Source organism: Flavobacterium sp. GSP6, assembly GCF_003984855.1.
Classification (GTDB): domain Bacteria; phylum Bacteroidota; class Bacteroidia; order Flavobacteriales; family Flavobacteriaceae; genus Flavobacterium.
The window spans coordinates 1-18,475 of sequence record NZ_RYDO01000022.1 but is presented as its reverse complement, the minus strand read 5'-3'; the positions used below and the strand labels follow the sequence as shown (position 1 = coordinate 18,475).

Annotated in this window: 18 protein-coding genes; 14 read left to right on the top strand and 4 right to left on the bottom strand. The window is 34.7% G+C overall.

Going from position 1 to position 18,475, the window contains the following annotated elements; translation table 11 throughout:
* Positions 1-32 precede the first annotated feature (32 nt).
* Positions 33-701, top strand: a complete 669-nt coding sequence (locus EKM03_RS14480; RefSeq protein WP_126563293.1) for a hypothetical protein — start codon at positions 33-35, stop codon at positions 699-701.
* 132 nt (positions 702-833) lie between these two features.
* Here the strand turns inward: EKM03_RS14480 and EKM03_RS14475 are convergent, their stop codons facing one another.
* Positions 834-1,361, bottom strand: a complete 528-nt coding sequence (locus EKM03_RS14475; RefSeq protein WP_126563292.1) for a hypothetical protein — start codon at positions 1,359-1,361, stop codon at positions 834-836.
* A 198-nt stretch (positions 1,362-1,559) separates the two neighbouring features.
* On the opposite strand from EKM03_RS14475, the gene guaA reads away from it, so the two are divergent.
* The 11 genes from guaA (at position 1,560) to EKM03_RS14420 (ending at position 14,678) form a co-directional block, all read left to right on the top strand.
* On the top strand, positions 1,560-3,089 hold the full coding sequence (guaA, locus tag EKM03_RS14470; protein ID WP_126456084.1) for a glutamine-hydrolyzing GMP synthase: 1,530 nt from the start codon (positions 1,560-1,562) through the stop codon (positions 3,087-3,089).
* 130 nt (positions 3,090-3,219) lie between these two features.
* Positions 3,220-5,172, top strand: a complete 1,953-nt coding sequence (locus tag EKM03_RS14465) for a LysM peptidoglycan-binding domain-containing protein (RefSeq protein ID WP_126740674.1) — start codon at positions 3,220-3,222, stop codon at positions 5,170-5,172.
* Positions 5,172-5,573, top strand: a complete 402-nt coding sequence (locus EKM03_RS14460; protein ID WP_126740673.1) for an OsmC family protein — start codon at positions 5,172-5,174, stop codon at positions 5,571-5,573. Before EKM03_RS14465 ends, EKM03_RS14460 begins: the two co-directional genes overlap by 1 nt.
* Before the next feature lie 83 nt (positions 5,574-5,656).
* Positions 5,657-5,890, top strand: a complete 234-nt coding sequence (locus EKM03_RS14455; RefSeq protein WP_066082415.1) for a DUF3820 family protein — start codon at positions 5,657-5,659, stop codon at positions 5,888-5,890.
* Between the two features lie 72 nt (positions 5,891-5,962).
* On the top strand, positions 5,963-7,576 hold the full coding sequence (locus tag EKM03_RS14450) for a CTP synthase (RefSeq protein WP_126556181.1): 1,614 nt from the start codon (positions 5,963-5,965) through the stop codon (positions 7,574-7,576).
* Between the two features lie 54 nt (positions 7,577-7,630).
* Positions 7,631-9,535 carry a membrane protein insertase YidC gene (gene yidC / locus EKM03_RS14445; RefSeq protein ID WP_126740672.1) on the top strand — a complete coding sequence of 635 codons (1,905 nt, stop codon included), beginning with the start codon at positions 7,631-7,633 and terminating at the stop codon, positions 9,533-9,535.
* Positions 9,536-9,619: 84 nt separating this feature from the next.
* Positions 9,620-10,333: a toxin-antitoxin system YwqK family antitoxin gene (locus tag EKM03_RS14440; protein ID WP_233584109.1), complete on the top strand. Its 714-nt coding sequence runs from the start codon at positions 9,620-9,622 to the stop codon at positions 10,331-10,333.
* A 73-nt stretch (positions 10,334-10,406) separates the two neighbouring features.
* A complete protein-coding gene (gene mnmA, locus EKM03_RS14435; RefSeq protein ID WP_126456348.1) occupies positions 10,407-11,594 on the top strand; it encodes a tRNA 2-thiouridine(34) synthase MnmA in 1,188 nt (395 codons plus the stop codon).
* Positions 11,595-11,697: 103 nt separating this feature from the next.
* Positions 11,698-13,311: a S8 family serine peptidase gene (locus EKM03_RS14430; protein ID WP_126561699.1), complete on the top strand. Its 1,614-nt coding sequence runs from the start codon at positions 11,698-11,700 to the stop codon at positions 13,309-13,311.
* Between the two features lie 14 nt (positions 13,312-13,325).
* Positions 13,326-14,270: a nitronate monooxygenase family protein gene (locus tag EKM03_RS14425; RefSeq protein ID WP_126740671.1), complete on the top strand. Its 945-nt coding sequence runs from the start codon at positions 13,326-13,328 to the stop codon at positions 14,268-14,270.
* Between the two features lie 3 nt (positions 14,271-14,273).
* Complete coding sequence (locus EKM03_RS14420; RefSeq protein ID WP_126463269.1) at positions 14,274-14,678, top strand: hypothetical protein; 405 nt, start codon at positions 14,274-14,276, stop codon at positions 14,676-14,678.
* A gap of 31 nt (positions 14,679-14,709) precedes the next feature.
* On the opposite strand, the gene EKM03_RS14415 is transcribed toward EKM03_RS14420, so the two are convergent.
* Positions 14,710-15,150: a DUF4268 domain-containing protein gene (locus EKM03_RS14415; RefSeq protein WP_126456341.1), complete on the bottom strand. Its 441-nt coding sequence runs from the start codon at positions 15,148-15,150 to the stop codon at positions 14,710-14,712.
* Positions 15,151-15,243: 93 nt separating this feature from the next.
* On the opposite strand from EKM03_RS14415, the gene EKM03_RS14410 reads away from it, so the two are divergent.
* Positions 15,244-15,885, top strand: coding sequence for a CoA pyrophosphatase (locus EKM03_RS14410; RefSeq protein ID WP_126740670.1), 642 nt, complete (start codon positions 15,244-15,246; stop codon positions 15,883-15,885).
* Positions 15,886-16,023: 138 nt separating this feature from the next.
* A complete protein-coding gene (locus EKM03_RS14405; RefSeq protein WP_126740669.1) occupies positions 16,024-16,833 on the top strand; it encodes a 1-acyl-sn-glycerol-3-phosphate acyltransferase in 810 nt (269 codons plus the stop codon).
* 24 nt (positions 16,834-16,857) lie between these two features.
* Here EKM03_RS14405 and EKM03_RS14400 read toward each other — a convergent pair whose 3' ends face one another.
* Together EKM03_RS14400 and EKM03_RS14395 are read right to left on the bottom strand one after the other, a co-directional pair.
* The gene (locus EKM03_RS14400; protein ID WP_126563285.1) at positions 16,858-17,463 is read right to left on the bottom strand and encodes a hypothetical protein; all 606 of its coding nucleotides are present in this window, start codon (positions 17,461-17,463) and stop codon (positions 16,858-16,860) included.
* Positions 17,464-17,468: 5 nt separating this feature from the next.
* A complete protein-coding gene (locus tag EKM03_RS14395) occupies positions 17,469-17,963 on the bottom strand; it encodes an RNA polymerase sigma factor (RefSeq protein ID WP_126463278.1) in 495 nt (164 codons plus the stop codon).
* Between the last annotated feature and the right edge of the window lie 512 nt (positions 17,964-18,475).

The window sequence follows — 18,475 nt, the reverse complement described above, 5'->3', positions numbered from 1 at the left end:
TTACAGGTACAAAAAACCTAATTTTGAAAGTTATGAAAAGGATTTTATTCTTAATGATTACCATCAGCATGTCTCTAAGCGGATATGCCCAAAACGAATTTAGCTCAAAATTTAAAGCCATTCCCCCTAAAAATATAGCACCAAAAATTAAAAAACCAATTCCTCCAAAAGCGAGTGTTCCACCAGTCAAGACACCTAATGTGTTTAAAAATCCGGAGTTATTAAACCCAAAACCAAGTGCTTCAGCTCCTGTAGCGCCGGCAAATAATTTTTCGATGATTCCTAAAAATGAGTTTATTAATCCGGGAGATGTGTATAGAGACAAATGGAATAAAAAAGAAGAAAAAACAGAAGGTTTGGTGTATCGAAAAAACCAAGATTTAGGCAATTTTACCACGGGATCTGTCACAGCAAAAGTAATGTATCGCGATGCGGCCTACGTTGATGGAGATCAGATCAGGGTGTATCTGAACGATAAAGTGATCCAGTACCAAGTGAATCTTGAAAGTAATTTTCAAGGATTTGAAATCGTCTTAGAAAAAGGATTTAACAAGATTGAATTTGAAGCGTTGAACCAGGGATCTTCAGGACCCAATACTGCTGAATTCAAAGTATATAATGATAAAGGAGGTTTGATATCAGGAAGTCAATGGAATCTGGGAACAGGTTTTAAAGCAACCATTATTTTGGTCAAAGAATAGTTGACATAAATCCTGTATTGTAAAAACAAAAAGACCTTTGAAATGAGATTCCAAAGGTCTTTTTTTGTCTTATTTGAAATTTCAGGGTACAATCACTTTGGATTTCGTCAGCCACTAGTTTGATAGCTTTTTTTAAAAAGGATCTGCAGTAACTTGAAATTTCATGTCCGCTTTTATGGAAATATCTTGAGTAATCGCCTCTTTGGTTATCGCTTTTGTTCGTAGTTTAAAACTTGAAGCTTTAACGTATTTGTCTAATTTTGCTGTGGTACAGGTTAAATTCAACGTGTTTGATGTTGCGTTTATATCGTCTAAAAAAGCCAGCTCAATCTCGTCGCTGTCATTTGTTGAAATATAAATATGTATCGATTTTAAAAATGAAAATGATTTGTTAGCAGGATTTGTTACCGTCAATTTCATCTCTTTCAATTTTACATCTTTGACTAATTCGGCATTTGTATTGTTATTTTCAAATGCGGTACTAGAATTAGACGGAACATCTGGAGTAACTAATTCTAAAGCGGTGTTCACTGGAAATCCAGATGGAATGGTAACGGTCGTTTGATTATCTATCGAAAAGGTCAATAAATCATCAATTACATTACATGAAATGATAATAAAGCCAAAAAAGGCAACGACTATAAAATTTTTTGCTTTCATTTTTGCTGTTTTAAGTAGATTATTAGGGCTGCAAATGTACTCTTTTATCTTCTAAACTTAATTTCAGGATAATTCCAAAATGGACTAAAAGGCTAATTCTCTTTTAAAAGATAGGAGAAATTATTTTGGCGATCCAAAATAAAATAAATATTTTAAAATTCGATTTTTCAATTCAAAATATAAAAAGTATTTTTGCACATGCAACACAACGTACTTATTTTAGATTTCGGATCGCAATACACACAACTTATTGCTCGTAGAGTTCGCGAATTAAATATATTCTGCGAAATCTTCCCATACAATCATTTTCCGAGTGATTTATCTTCTTACAAAGCCGTAATCCTTGGTGGTAGCCCTTTTTCTGTTCGAGGAGAAGATGCGCCACATCCTGATTTATCTCAAATTAGAGGGAAATTACCTTTATTAGCCGTTTGTTACGGAGCCCAATATTTATCTCATTTTAGTGGAGGTGAAGTGGCAGCTTCAAATACAAGAGAATATGGTAGAGCTAATTTATCTTTTATAAAAGAGAATGAAGTGTTCTTCGAGGGTGTTTCTGAAAACAGCCAAGTTTGGATGAGCCATAGCGATAGTATCAAAGCATTGCCCACTAATGGAGTAAAACTTGCCAGTACCCACGATGTGGAATTTGCAGCTTACAAAATAGAGGGTGAAACCACGTACGCCATTCAGTACCATCCGGAAGTTTTTCACTCAACCGACGGATCTAAAATGTTGGAGAACTTTTTGGTGAAAATTGCGGAAGTGCCTCAAAATTTTACGCCAAATGCTTTTGTTGAAGAAATGGTGGCTGAATTAAAAGAAAAACTACAAGACGATAAAGTGGTTCTCGGACTTTCTGGAGGAGTAGATTCTACCGTGGCAGCAGTTTTATTACATCAAGCGATTGGTAAAAACCTGTATTGTATTTTTGTAAATAATGGTTTGCTTCGTAAAAATGAGTTCCAGAACGTACTGGATCAGTACAAAGGAATGGGTTTGAACGTAAAAGGAGTCGATGCCGGTGATCGTTTTTTATCTGAATTAGCAGGTGTCAGCGACCCGGAGACCAAACGTAAAATTATAGGACGTGTCTTTATCGAAGTTTTTGATGATGAATCGCACCTTATACAAGATGTAAAATGGTTGGCACAAGGTACTATTTACCCGGATGTTATTGAATCCGTTTCTGTAAAAGGACCATCGGCAACCATAAAATCACACCATAATGTTGGCGGTTTACCGGATTACATGAAACTAAAAATAGTAGAGCCATTGCGCATGCTTTTTAAAGATGAGGTACGCAGAGTAGGGGCTTCTTTAGGAATAGACCCTGAATTATTAGGCAGACATCCTTTTCCAGGACCAGGACTGTCCATCAGAATTTTAGGAGACATTACCCCGGAAAAAGTACAGATTTTACAGGACGTTGATGCTGTTTTTATTGACGGATTAAAATCTTGGGGACTGTACGATAAAGTATGGCAAGCCGGAGCCATTTTACTTCCCGTTAATAGTGTAGGAGTAATGGGAGATGAGCGTACCTATGAGAAAGTAATTGCATTACGTGCTGTAGAATCTACAGATGGTATGACAGCAGATTGGGTACATCTTCCCTATGATTTCCTGATGAAAGTCTCGAATGACATAATCAACAAAGTAAAAGGGGTTAATAGAGTGGTGTATGATATCAGTTCAAAACCGCCGGCAACTATTGAATGGGAATAATACTTTACTATTTAGTCCTTTCTAAGAACAGCTTTTTTTAATGTTCCCATATAAACGGTATCAAATTTTTTAGAATAAAATTTGGTACCGTTCTTGTATTACTAATTTGAATAATTTATAAATGAAAACGATGAAATATTTTTTTGTAATTTGTATGGTGCTGTTGTTGTTCAATCATGATAGTGTTTTTGCACAAGAAAAAAATACAACGCACAAAGTGGCGAAAGGGGAAACAATTAACGAAATTGCTCAAAAATACAAGGTCACTCCATTTGATATATATCAACTAAATCCGGATGCTCAAAGTGGATTGAAACCAAACAGTATTTTGCTGATTCCTAAAAAAGGGGGCTGCCAAAAACCGTTGACTGCGACTATACCAGGTGCGAAGGCTATAATTCACGAAGTGACACCAAAAGAAACGCTCTATGGTATCGAAAAAAAATATGAGGTAACGGATGAAGCTTTAAAAGAAGCGAACCCTTTTCTTGAAAACGAGGGTCTTCAAATAGGGCAGACGCTTATTATTCCATCTAAAAATGGGTTAAAAAAAACAGTATCAAATCAGGATAAAGTAGTGTATCACGATGTGCTTCCAAAAGAAACTAAATACTCAATCGCGAAATACTATGGAATTACCATTGCAGAATTAGAGCAGAAAAATCCTGAAATAGTTTCCGGTTTACCCATTGGATATAAATTGCGTATCAAAGGGAATCCCGAAACTTTGGGGCCAAAAGCAGATAAAACGGAAGCAGCGTTTGCGTCCAACGAAGAAATGGGAGAAAATAATGCACAACCAGCCAAAGTACTCTTTAGTTACCGTTCCTATGTTATAAAACCGAAAGAAACACTGTATAGTTTGTCCCGAATGTTTAATTTGAGTCAGGAGGAATTAATTGCTTTAAACCCCGCTTTATCTCAGGGCGTGACAGAAGGTATGATTTTGAAAGTCCCGTCAGCGACTCCTGTTTTGCAAGAAATTAAAAAAGAATATACCGTATTGTCAAATAATAGCGCGAACAGGAAAAAACTAGTGCTTCTTTTGCCCTTTAATATTGCAAAAATGGAGGTGGATACTGCAAATTCAATCATCACCCGCTTGAAAAACGACAAGTTTTTGAATATGACTTTAGATTTTTATGCAGGTGCATTAATGGCTATAGATTCTGCCAAACAATTGGATCTTTCTCTTGATGTGAGTATCTATGATTCCCAGGAAACTAAGGATTATTCTAATATAGCAGCATTAATTAAGCGAAATAATTTGGAAGATTCAGATGCTATAATTGGACCATTTTATCAAAGTAACGTCGAGATAACGGCTGAATTACTTCATAAACACCAGGTTCCGGTAATCTCCCCTTTATCAAAAGATGTTGGTAACTCCCTTAGTAATTTATATCAAACCATTCCAACGACCACTGAGGTTAAAAATGCGATGTTCAATTATATGCGAGCCAGAGGAGGCGTTATTATAGCAGTAGTCGATAGGAAAAAAGAATCTGTAATTCAGTTTATAAAAGAAAATCATAAAGACGTTAAATTTGCAACTCTTAATCCAAATGGCAGTGTGTCTCCAGAAAATCTACAGCGTTTATTTGTAAAAGGCAAAATGAATTACGTGGTGATGGAAACCGAAAACACGAGTATGATCAAGGCAACTATGGCCACTATGTTGAGTGCTATGTCTGCGTATCAAGTGCAGTTAGTAATTCTGGAACCAAATGAAACATTAGACACGGACGAAATTAATTTTGTGAATTTGACAAAATTGAAATTAATGTATCCGTCAGTTGCTCGTGAAAATGAAACACCTGAAGCATTAATTTTTGAGAAAGAGTTTAAAAACAGGAATAAAATTACTCCAAGTGCTTATGCAATTCGTGGTTTTGATGTTACTTTTGACACGATGATGCGTTTGTCACAAGATAAGAAATATCAGGAAACAGTAGCCTTTACGGCAACGGAACAAATAGATAATAAGTTTGAATTCTATAAAAAAGAAGATGGTGGATATACCAATAAAGGAATTTATATTTTATATTATGATACCGATTTAACCATAAAAGAAGCAAAATAATGACATCAATAGTAACGTATTTAGGGGATTTAAGAACCTCTTCTATTCATTTGCAATCCGGGACTGAAATCTTTTCGGATGCTCCTTTAGATAATAATGGGAAAGGAGAAGCTTTTTCTCCAACGGATGCGGTTGCCAATGCTCTGGCAACTTGTATGATGACCATCATGGGAATAAAAGCACGAGATCTCGAAGTGGATTTAAAAGGATCTACCGCTGAGGTGGTTAAAATAATGAAAACGGAACCCAGACGTATTGATGTAATAGCGATTAATTTTGAGATGTACGGAACTGCTGATGTAAAGAATATAACAATACTGGAAAGCGCAGCAATGACCTGTCCTGTTTTCCTCAGTCTGCATCCTGAAATCGAGAAACGAATTGTTTTTAACTGGAATTAAATAGTCTTTGGAAGCAAGAGACAGGAAACAAAAATGATTATTTCTTCTTGTTTTCCTGTCTCTTGCTTCTTTTTTATTATAAAATGGATCAAAACCAAAAACAACTCATCAAGCTAGCCCATACTAAAATGCCTTTTGGTAAATACGAAGGCTGGTTTCTTATCGATATCCCGGAATACTATATTGTTTGGTATAGCAATAAAGGGTTTCCTAAAGGGGAACTAGGGGAACAACTGAAATTAATTTATGAATTGAAACTCAATGGTCTGGAAGAGTTAATTCGAAATATAAAAAAACGGTACCCAAAACCGATTTAATTTTCAATTTGACAATTTATAATTGTACTTTTGCCACGTTTTTTACACAACTACAATACAAATAACAACAGAATGAATCAAACGAAATATATTTTTGTTACTGGCGGTGTGACTTCTTCTTTAGGGAAAGGAATCATTGCAGCATCTTTGGCAAAATTGTTACAAGCTAGAGGATACCGTACAACCATCCAAAAGTTTGACCCATACATTAATGTAGATCCAGGGACATTAAATCCTTATGAACATGGAGAATGTTATGTGACTGATGATGGTGCCGAAACGGATTTGGATTTAGGGCATTACGAGCGTTTTTTGAATGTTCCTACTTCTCAGGCGAATAATGTGACTACAGGAAGAATTTATCTTTCGGTTATTGAAAAGGAAAGAAGAGGAGAGTTTTTAGGAAAAACAGTCCAAGTAGTTCCTCATATCACCAATGAAATCAAGGAAAGAATGCAGTTGCTTGGAAATTCCGGCGATTATGATATTGTCATCACTGAAATTGGGGGTACAGTAGGAGACATTGAATCCTTACCTTACATAGAATCTGTTCGTCAATTAGTTTGGGAATTAGGAGAGCATAATGGGATTGTAATTCACCTTACTCTGGTTCCTTATTTAGCTGCCGCGGGAGAGTTGAAAACAAAACCAACCCAGCATTCCGTAAAAACCTTGATGGAAAGCGGAATAAAAGCAGATATTTTAGTGTGCAGAACGGAACACGAAATTTCTGAAGAATTACGCAATAAACTGGCTTTGTTTTGTAATGTAAAAAGAGAAGCTGTTATTCAGTCTATTGATGCTTCCACGATTTATGAAGTGCCGAATTTAATGCTGGAAGAAGGACTTGATGTTGTGGCGTTAAAAAAATTAGATTTACCTAAAAAAGCGGCTCCGGATTTAAAAAACTGGAATACTTTTTTACGCCGATTAAAAAATCCAAAGCATACCGTGAATATAGGTTTGATAGGAAAATATGTAGAAATGCAGGATTGTTACAAATCTATTTTGGAAGCATTTATCCATGCCGGTGCAGCTAATGAAACAAAGGTAAATGTGATTTCGATTCATTCAGAACACATTGATGCGAATAATATACAGGAAAAATTCTCAGGTTTAGACGGAATTCTGGTTGCTCCAGGTTTTGGAGAAAGAGGAATTGAAGGAAAAATTGCAGCAGTGCAATATGCCCGTGAGAATAAAGTGCCGTTTTTCGGAATTTGTTTGGGGATGCAAATGGCCATCATAGAATATTCAAGAAATATGTTGGGTTATAAAGATGCTAATTCAACTGAAATGAATGAACACACCGCTTATCCGGTAGTAAACCTCATGGAAGAGCAAAAAACTATCACGGATAAGGGCGGAACAATGCGTCTTGGTGCATGGAAATGCGACATCAAAAAAGATACATTAGCCTATAAAATTTACGGAAAAGAAACCATTTCAGAACGCCACCGTCACCGCTATGAGTACAACAGTAAATACGTTGCTCCATTAGAAAATGCCGGATTGATGGCTTCAGGCGTAAACCCTGATACGGGATTGGTAGAAATTATAGAAATAGAAGATCATCCGTTTTTTATTGGCGTGCAATACCATCCGGAATACAAGAGTACGGTTGCAAATCCGCATCCTATTTTTGTGAATTTTGTGGCAGCAGCCGTTCAGGCAAAGAAAAAATAACTGAAAACGATTGGGTTTCAGTAAACCTAAAATTTATAACTTTTTTTAATTATAATGGAACAAAAAAAATTTGACCTCAATTCGATCATAGGTTTTGTATTAATTTTTGGTATTTTGATTTTTATCATGTATCAAAATCAACCTGATGAGAAAGTAATTGCCGCTGAAAAAGCACAAAAAGAATTGGTGATACAGGAAGCTAAAGCGAAAGAGTTAGAAGCTAAAACGGTTGCAAAAGCAACAATTGAGGTTGCTGCAACCGGAGATTCAACTCAACTGGCGCAGTTGCAAAAAACCTTAGGGAATTTTGCCTATTCTGCAACATTACCTTCAGCAAAAGCAGGCTTTACAACTATTGAAAACGAATTGGTTATGCTAAAAATAGCCAATAAAGGAGGCTATATTGTGGAGGCTACTTTGAAAAAATTCAAAAAGTTTGAGAAAAAATCCGGACAATTAGTACAATTGATCAAAGACAACAATGCCAATTTAAATGTACAATTGCTGACTAGTGATAACCGTACTTTAAATTCAAAAGACTTGTATTTTGAACCGACCTTGACAAAAGTTGGAGCAGATCAAATATTGTCTATGAAATTGAAAGCGGGAGCTAATGAATTCTTGGAATACAAATACGTGTTGAAACCAAACGAATATATGATTGGTTTTGACATTCGTTCCCAAGGGTTGAATAAAGTATTGAATACCGCCAAACCAGTAGATTTAGAGTGGGATTTAAAAACCTACCGAAACGAGAAAAGTGTTTCGTATGAAAACCGGTATACTGAAATCTATTTTGAACATGAAGACGGAAAAATAGATTACGCAGGATTGGGTCAGACGGAAGAATCTGACTTGGATAAAGCTACTTTTATCGCTTACAAACAGCACTTTTTCTCTACGATTCTATTAACAAAAACCCCTTTTGAAACGGCTAAATTAAAGTCAACTAATTTAGTTCTGGATGACAAAGTGGATACTACTTTTACAAAACAATTTAATGCTAACATTCCATTAGCATTTACTAATGGCGAATTAGATCACAAAATGAGTTGGTATTTTGGTCCAACAGATTATAAGACATTACACTCATACGATCAAAATCTGGAAAAAATTATTTCACTGGGTTGGGGAATTTTTGGGTGGATAAATAAGTTTATCTTTATTCCATTATTTGCCTTTTTAAGTTCTTATATTTCTTATGGAATTGCGATAATTATTTTTACAATTCTGATAAAAATAGCAATGTCGCCTATTACTTTTAAATCGTTCTTATCACAGGCTAAGATGAAAGTATTGCGTCCTGAAATAACAGAATTGGGTGAAAAATTCAAAAAAGACCCTATGAAGAAACAACAGGAAACAATGAAGTTGTATAACAAAGCGGGAGTAAATCCTATGGCAGGTTGTATTCCAGCATTGATTCAGCTGCCATTTATGTATGCTTCGTTTCAGTTTTTCCCATCGGCATTTGAGTTAAGACAAAAAAGTTTCCTTTGGGCGGATGATTTATCGTCTTTTGATGAAGTAATCCGTTTGCCTTTCTATATTCCGTTTTACGGAAATCACATCAGTTTGTTTCCTATTCTGGCTTCGATTGCTATTTTCTTTTACATGAAAATGACTTCTGGAGACCAGCAAATGGCTGCTCCGCAGCAAGAAGGAATGCCGGATATGGCAAAAATGATGAAAATTATGATATACGTGTCGCCAATCATGATGTTGTTTTTCTTTAATAGTTATGGTGCGGGATTGAGTTTGTATAACTTTATTTCGAATTTGATTACCATTGGAATTATGATTGTCATCAAACGATACTTTATCGATAGTGATAAGATTCATACTCAAATTCAAGAGAATAAATTGAAAGAGCCCAAAAAGCAAGGTAAATTCCAGAAAAAACTGCAAGAAGTGATGGAACAAGCCGAAGCTCAAAAAGCACAACAAAAGAAAAAATAATGCATAAAAAAAGCTCTCAAATATTGAGAGCTTTTTTATTAGATTAATTTAAGTGACCTGAATTCGGTACTAAAAAAAGTAATTATGAAAACATATTACAAAAAAAGAATATTGGTTTTGATGTTTTTGAATGTGTTTTTTCTTTATGCACAAACTGATTTTAATGTATTAGATGCAAAAGGGAAAAAACACGGAGTGTGGAAAGGTGTATATGAAACCTCAAAACGACCTAGATATGAAGGAACTTTTGAGCACGGAAAAGAAATTGGTATTTTTAATTTTTTTGATGATACCAGAGCAAAATCGCTAATTGCAACTCGAGAATTTAATCCAAAAGACAATGCAGCGTTTACTATTTTTTACGACCAAAACAAGAATAAAGTAAGTGAAGGTAAAGTGATCAATAAAGTATTTGAGGGTCAATGGAACTATTACCATTTGGCCTCAAAAAATATAATGACAACGGAACACTATAGTAAAGGAAAACTTGAAGGTTTGCGTACCGTATTCTATTTAAGTGGAAAAATTGCCGAAGAAATCAATTATATAAATAATTTAAAAAATGGCTTTTATAAAAAATATACTGAAAAAGGAATCGTGTTGGAAGAGTCTGTTTTCAAGAACGACCTTTATAACGGTTTAGCAATCTTTAGAGATTCCAACGGGAATACAGTCTCTAAAGGACACTTTGTAAATGGAAAGAAAGCGGGTATATGGCAGTTTTTTGAAAAAGGAAAAGTAGTCAAAGAAATCAATATGAGCTTTACAGAAAATGCCACAAAATCAAAAAACAATTAACGGTATCGTTAGCCATTACTGTTGTAAATCTTTTTGTAACTTTGCACCCTTATAAAATTTTAATTTTTTGAAGATGAAGCGTGTAGTTGTAGGACTTTCCGGAGGAGTAGATTCAAGTGTTGCTGCTTATTTGTTGCAGCAACAAGGGTATGAAGTTATTGGTCTTTTTATGAAGAATTGGCATGACGATTCAGTCACTATTTCTAATGAATGCCCATGGCTGGAGGACAGTAATGATGCATTGTTAGTTGCCGAAAAACTTGGAATTCCATTTCAAACAGTAGATTTAAGTGTTGAATACCAAGAAAAAATCGTAGACTACATGTTCAATGAATATGAAAAAGGACGTACTCCAAATCCCGATGTGCTTTGTAATCGGGAAATAAAATTTGAAGTTTTCATGAAAATTGCTTTGAGTCTTGGTGCTGATTATGTTGCAACGGGGCATTATTGTCAAAAAAGTGAAATCAAAGTGAATGGCGAAACCGTGTATCAACTTAAAGCCGGTGCTGATACCAATAAAGATCAATCCTATTTCTTGTGTCAATTATCCCAAGAGCAATTGGCAAAATCCTTATTTCCCATTGGCGAATTAACTAAACCGGAAGTACGTGAAATTGCTGCCCAAATGGAATTGATAACTGCCGAAAAGAAAGACTCACAAGGCTTGTGTTTTATTGGAAAAGTGCGTTTGCCTGAATTTTTACAACAAAAATTGCAACCCAAAGACGGAATTATTATCCAAATAGATAAAAATGATCCTGTTTACAGTGCTGAAAATCATGTAGGCCTAAGTGTAGAAGCGGATTTAAAATCAGCAGCAAGAAAAATTCCGTACACGCCACAAATGGGGAAAATAGTGGGGAAACATCAAGGGGCTCATTATTTTACTATTGGACAACGAAAAGGTTTAAATGTAGGAGGCACAACGGATCCCTTGTTTATTATAGCCACGAATGTAGAAACCAATACGATATATACCGGATTATCAAGTCAACATCCCGGATTATTCAAGAAAGCATTGCGTATTGAAAAAGAAGAAGTACATTGGATTCGTAAAGATTTGGCTTTGGCCAATGGAGGAACGATGGAGGTGATGGCAAGAATACGCTACAGGCAACCGTTGCAAAGGGCTACTTTGCATCAGTTTGAAAATGAAATGTACGTGGACTTTAACGAACCGCAGTCGGCAATAACCGAAGGACAATTTGCCGCGTGGTATTTAGGGGATGAATTAGTTGGTTCAGGAGTTATTTCTTAGTTTAGTACTTTATTTTAGTATGATTTCAAGAAAAACCGTAGTTTCAATTGCCATTTAATTTCATTGGAAGCTATATCTTTATATCTTAGCAATATAGTTACCTATGAGAAAATTCTATTTATTCTTTTTTCTATTCATTACTACTGTGGGTTTTTCACAACAGGATGCTTGGGTGTATTTTAATGCGAAGCCCAATTCTCAATTCTATGTTGATTCACCACTGAAAATGCTTTCTCAAAGAGCATTGGACAGAAGATCCAATCAAAATATTGCCTTAGATTTTAAAGATATTCCGGTAGAAGCTTCCTATGTTAATCAAGTAAAATCTACATCTGGAATTACTGTTATGGCAAAATCTAAATGGATGAATGCCATTCATGTTAGAGGAGAACAGGTAGCGATACAGTCATTAGCCCTATTTTCTTTTGTAGATAAAGTTGATTTTGCAGACAAATCGTTAAATCAAAAAGGTAAAACCGCAAAATCAATTAAGGTAAAAAAAGAGGAGAAGACTAGTAAAACCAAAATTGATTACGCTTACGGATCTTCTTCAACTCAAATACAGATGCTCAATGGGCACCTGTTGCACCAGCAGAATTATACTGGATCAGGAAAAATAATTGCCGTTATGGATGCCGGATTTCCGGGTGTAAATACGACACCACCCTTTCAACGATTGAGAGTAAATAACCAAATTTTGGGTGGGTATAATTATGTTTTGAGAGATCCTGAATTTTATACCGGTTCTTTTCATGGAACTTCTGTGCTTTCTACAATGGGCGGTTATAAAGAAAATGCTCTTGTAGGAACGGCACCTGACGCCTCTTATTATTTATTTATTACGGAAGATAATACTTTTGAAAATCCTGTGGAAGAATCACTTTGGGTTGAAGCAACAGAAAATGCAGATAGTTTAGGGGTCGATATTATTAATACCTCTTTGGGTTATTTTGATTTTGATAATCAGGCCTACAATCATACGTATGCCGAAATGAATGGCAAAACTGCATTTATGTCTCGCGGAGCTGAAATTGCATTTAGCCGAGGAATGGTTTTAGTGACATCGGCCGGTAATTCAGGAAGTTCCTCAAATCCTCATATTGCTGTTCCGGCAGATGCTGTTTCAGTAATTGCAGTTGGTGCAGTAAATTCCTCTGAAGTAATAACTTCTTTCAGTTCAATAGGTCCTTCTTTTGACGAAAGAATAAAACCGGATGTAATGGCACAAGGACAAGCAGCAGTAGTTTCAGATGAAGCTGGAAATATTGTAACGGCAAGCGGAACTTCTTTTTCCAGTCCAATTATGGCAGGAATGGTAGCGTGTTTGTGGCAGGCATTTCCTAAAAAAACTAATAGGGAAATTAGAGAATTAGTACTCAAATCATCCGATAAATTTTCAGTACCAAATAATCAGTACGGATATGGAATCCCCGATTTTAATTTGGCGCTAAGCAATCAATTGTCCATAGCTTCTTTTTCGAAAGATGATTTTATTATTTATCCCAATCCGACAAGCGATTTTGTTTCGGTTTCTTTACCTTCAAAATTTGAAATGGGTACCGTTTTTATTTATACTCTTTTAGGCCAAAAAATTTTAGAACAAAAAGTAACTCCTCAATCCGCAACTATTTCCTTAAAAACATTGGAGAAAGGAATGTACTTTTATAAAATGGAATCCGTTGGTTTTTCTAAAACGGGAAAAATAATGAAACAATAATACAGTAGGAGCACATGAACAAAATTACAGCCCTTTTCAAAATAAAATACCCAATCATTCAAGGTGGAATGATTTGGAACAGCGGATATAAATTAGCAAGTGCCGTCAGTAATGCCGGAGGTTTAGGATTAATTGGAGCAGGCTCCATGTATCCTGAAGTTTTGAGAGAACACATTCAGAAATGTAAAAAAGCGACTTCAAAACCTTTTGGAGTAAATGTTCCTATGTTGTATCCAAACATTGAAGAAATAATGAAAATTATTGTTGAAGAAGAAGTAAAAATTGTTTTTACATCAGCAGGAAACCCTAAAACGTGGACTTCATATTTAAAAAAAAATGGCATAACGGTAGTGCATGTAGTCAGCAGTTCTGTATTTGCGTTAAAAGCACAAGATGCGGGTGTCGATGCCGTTGTTGCCGAAGGTTTTGAAGCTGGAGGACATAATGGGAGAGAAGAAACTACGACCCTTGCGTTGATCCCTATGGTTAAAGAAAAAATAAAGATTCCGTTGATTGCTGCCGGCGGAATTGCCACAGGCCATGCAATGTTAGCCGTAATGGTTCTTGGTGCAGATGGCGTTCAGGTTGGAAGCAGATTTGCAGCGTCTATCGAATCATCCGCTCATGATAATTTTAAGGAAATCATCGTAAAGGTGAAGGAAGGCGATACACAATTGACTTTAAAAGAACTGGCTCCGGTACGATTGATTAAAAATAAATTCTATCAAGACGTACAGCATTTGTATGAAAGTGGTCCTACAAAAGAGGAAATTGTTACCTTATTAGGAAGAGCTAGAGCAAAACGAGGGATGTTTGAGGGTGATGTAATTGAAGGGGAATTAGAAATTGGTCAAATAGCAGGTATTATTCACGCGATACGACCAGCGGGAGAAATTGTCCAGGAAATGATATCCGATTTTGAATTGGCAAAAATGGAAGTGTTGAATTTCAATTTTTAAACAATGACAAAGACAAAAATATACAAGATATTGTTTTTTTTGGTCATAGGGTTGCATACTTCTTATGGACAAAGCTATACGTTTAAAACATCAGGATTTAGTGTTTTAGAAAAAAAAGAAAAAGGGGATAAGTGGTCAGATTTACAGCTGGTCAATCTCCGTGTTACTTTGGATACGGATAAAAACAGGATTGTAGTTTATTCTCAAATCATTCAATTATTTGAAATAATCGAGTATCAACCCACCGAAGAAAATGAGAGTGATATTGTGTATTCATTTACCTGTAAAGACAATGAAGGGGTCGATTGTACTGTCTCAATCATAACCAGAAAAAAACAAAATAACAGGAAACAGCTCTATATCAATTATGACAATCGGATAATAGTTTATAATATTTTCAATATGTAAATAGTGAATTATCGTATTAGATTTTGTTCCTTTAAAGCTTTTCGATGTCTTTGATGAAACCATCATATTCTAAATAAAATAATTCTACAGCATTCATCTTTTCGTTGTAAAAATCAAAGATTTCATTCCAATAGTTTTTATTGCTAACTCCCACACCCAGTTTTTCAACCCAAATGCGGCTAATTGTTTTTCCGCTTTCCAGGGTGTAGTCTTTTTCAAAAATCAAATCTTTGATAAATTCTTCTTCAAGAATGTTTTTTAACGCTTCGAATTTTTCAAAATAAGCCATTCTTTTTTCGTCACTTCGATGTTCAATATCTATTAAAACTTGCGCTTTTTTATTGTCTACGTAAAATTTAAAGGAGAAATCTTTAATCTTAGTATCATATAAGACCCATTTTCTGGGATATTTTTCTGCAAATGCAATCCAGAATTCTCGCTTTAATCTTTGGGTCTCTTCTTTACTGTACATTTTAGGGGCTTTTTGATCCTGGAAAATTTGCTCAAGCACATTTTCTAAACTATATTTATATTAAATTTCAGTGTACAAAAATAGACTTTGATTATGGATTTTCAAGAATTTTTACGGTTTGTTCCTAAATTAATTAATGCTGGGCTTCCTGCATTTGACGCACATATCAAAATGGCGCCACTAGAGCGATTGGAAAGCTTGAAAAAGAGTACTATAGAGGCTAAAAATCCAAGAATAGCAGCAGTGATGATGCTTTTTTATCCTAAAAAGGACAGTGCTCATTTCGTTTTAATTGTGAGAAACTCGTATAAAGGAGTTCATTCAGCACAAATTGCATTTCCAGGAGGCAAGTATGAATTACAGGATGGGAATTATGCAATTACAGCCTTACGTGAAACACATGAAGAAGTAGGGATCCATCCAGATAAAATTGAAATTATTAAACCATTTACTCAAATTTATATTCCTCCAAGTAATTTTATGGTGTATCCTTTTTTGGGAATTAGTAAAGAAGAACTTGTATTTGTACTGGAACCTGCTGAAGTAGCCAGTATTATCGAAATACCGTTGTCAACTTTTTTAAGCGATGCAATTGTAATTGAAGCAAAATTGTCAACTTCTTATGCGAATGATATAAATGTACCGGCTTTCAAAATTGAAGAATACATTATTTGGGGAGCTACAGCGATGATGTTGAGCGAATTGAAAGATGTGTTAAAGGAAGTTTTACGCTAAAATAGTTTTGTTTAGGAATTGAAAAGAGCAATTAATTGGCTGTCATGTTCAATTTTTTTCTGTGTACTTCAGTACTCAACTTCAAATATAATTTTCGTAAGTTTGTATTTAGAATTTTAAAAAAAAACACACAATTTTATGGGATTATTTAAGAGAAATCCTTTTGGTCATGTATTATTTATAAAAAAATGGTTAATTCGGATTTTTGGTGTCGTGACTCACAGACGCTATAGAGGATTCAATGAATTGCAAATTGAAGGGTCAGAAATTATCAGAAATTTACCGGACACTAACGTGCTGTTTATTTCCAATCATCAAACTTATTTTGCAGATGTAGTAGCTATGTTTCATGTTTTTAACGCAAGTTTGAGCGGACGAGAAGATACTATTAAGAATGTCTGCTATCTGTGGCAACCCAAAATGAATATTTATTATGTTGCTGCCAAAGAAACCATGCAGGCGGGATTGTTACCAAGAATTATGGCGTATGCCGGAGCAATTTCTGTAGAGCGGACTTGGCGTGCTAAAGGAGTTGATGTCCAAGAGAAAAAAGAAATTAACCCCGATGATACTGAAAACATAAAAATAGCCTTAAATGACGGATGGGTAATTACTTTTCCGCAAGGAACAACAAAATCTTTTAAACCAGTTCGTAAAGGAACGGCTCATATTATCAAACAACACAGGCCTATTGTGGTGCCTATTGTTATAGATGGGTTTCGTCGTTCATTTGATAAAAAAGGGTTTCGGATGAAAAAGAAAGGAATTCTGCAATCGTTCATTATCAAAGAGCCTTTAGATATTGATTATGATAATGATACAGTTGATGAGATAGTCAAAAAAGTAGAATTTGCTATTGAGCAGCATCCTTCGTTCCTTAAAGTTATTCCTGCTGAAGATATTAAAGAGCAAGAAGAGTTGAATAAATTTAGAAAATGGGAATATTAAAAAAAGAGGCTTTTGCCTCTTTTTTTATAAATCAATTTTCTTTAATTCTGCATAATTTCTATTCAATTTTTTTAGTAAAATTCCATAAATCAATTGATAAAACAGCCATACCATACCTACTAAAATAAGGATAAACAATAGCATAAGAATACAAGTAAAAAATATTCTTACTCCATCGTCATTGGTCGTTGCAGACTTAATTTGAATTTCATAGGATAGTAAAAGTACAGCAACAAAAAACACAAGTAACAAATTATATCCTATGTAGTATCGGACTGTTTTCCGGGTATTTAAAATGCATTCCATCAGTTTTTTAGTATTCGAAGTGACTGAAATAGAACGATAATTTTTATAGAATAAGTACATGAAGAATAATGCTACACTGTAACTTAAATAATCTAATACAGTTATGGAAATTTCAATGGATTCAGATTTACTTATTTTATCATCAGGCAGCAAAAAACTTAAAGTGTTTAACACTATAAATTCAATGATGCTAATAATAAATATCCATTTCACAATCGAAGACGATTTTCTATGAATCATTTTGTAAATCTCGGTTTCGGATACTTGCGCAAAAGAATTATCATTCTTCTGCCAGTCTTTTTTTAATAAATCCAGCTCTTTCATATTCCTTACGGATTTAATATTTTTTTTAATTTCCCTTTTATTCTATTCATTTTTACCCGGGCATTTACCTCGCTAATTCCTAATGTTTCTGATATTTCCTGATAATCCTTATCTTCCAGATACATAAATATCAATGCTTTTTCAATATCATTCAGCTGGTAAACCGCTTTGTACATTAATTTTAATTGCTCCTCTTCTTCATAATCATATTCCACGTCATTCAGGAAATGTTGTCGTCCTTCAAATTCTATGGTGTTTATGGATCGTTTTGTTTTTCGGTATAAAGTAATTGCTGTATTTAAAGCAACTCGATACGCCCAAGTAGAAAATTTGCTGTCACCTCTGAATTTTGGAAAAGCCTTCCACAGCTGAATCGTAATTTCCTGAAACAAATCCTTGTGTGCATCATCGCCATTAGTATACAACCTACAAATCTTGTGGATTATATTCTGATTTTCTTGCAACTGCATTACAAAAGAATGTTCTAAATTATCACTCATATATACGTTAGTAAGTCAATAGTGGTTTTTGTTACAAAGTAGTGCTTTTTTTTTGAAGCACAACAGTGTTCCTTTTTTGATACTATTCGTTTTGCAGTGCTTTTGCGTCATTTGTCTTCTAAAAGTATGGAGAGAATATATTGATAGGTACTCCTTATATATAAGGTATCGTGCAAATAGTTCTTTTTGATGATGTTTACCGAAATGATGTAGCATGATTTCTGTTTGAAAAGAAAGAGTTAAACCGGATTTTTTGTTCGAATGCTAGTTAGGGATGCTATCTTGAATACGCAAAGTGAATTGCTGAGTGCAATAAAGCATGAATTTTTAAAGATTTAATAAACAGGAAAGGCAATTTTACACTAGTTAAGGCTGCAGAACCCCTAAAATTTGTAGATAAAGTCATCCTTTCTTTTGAATCTGGATGAGGAGAAGAAAAAACTTTGATCTTCAAAAAACGAGATATCAGCTAGTTAAAGACAAAGTTAAGAAAAGTTTAAAAAAAAGGGATT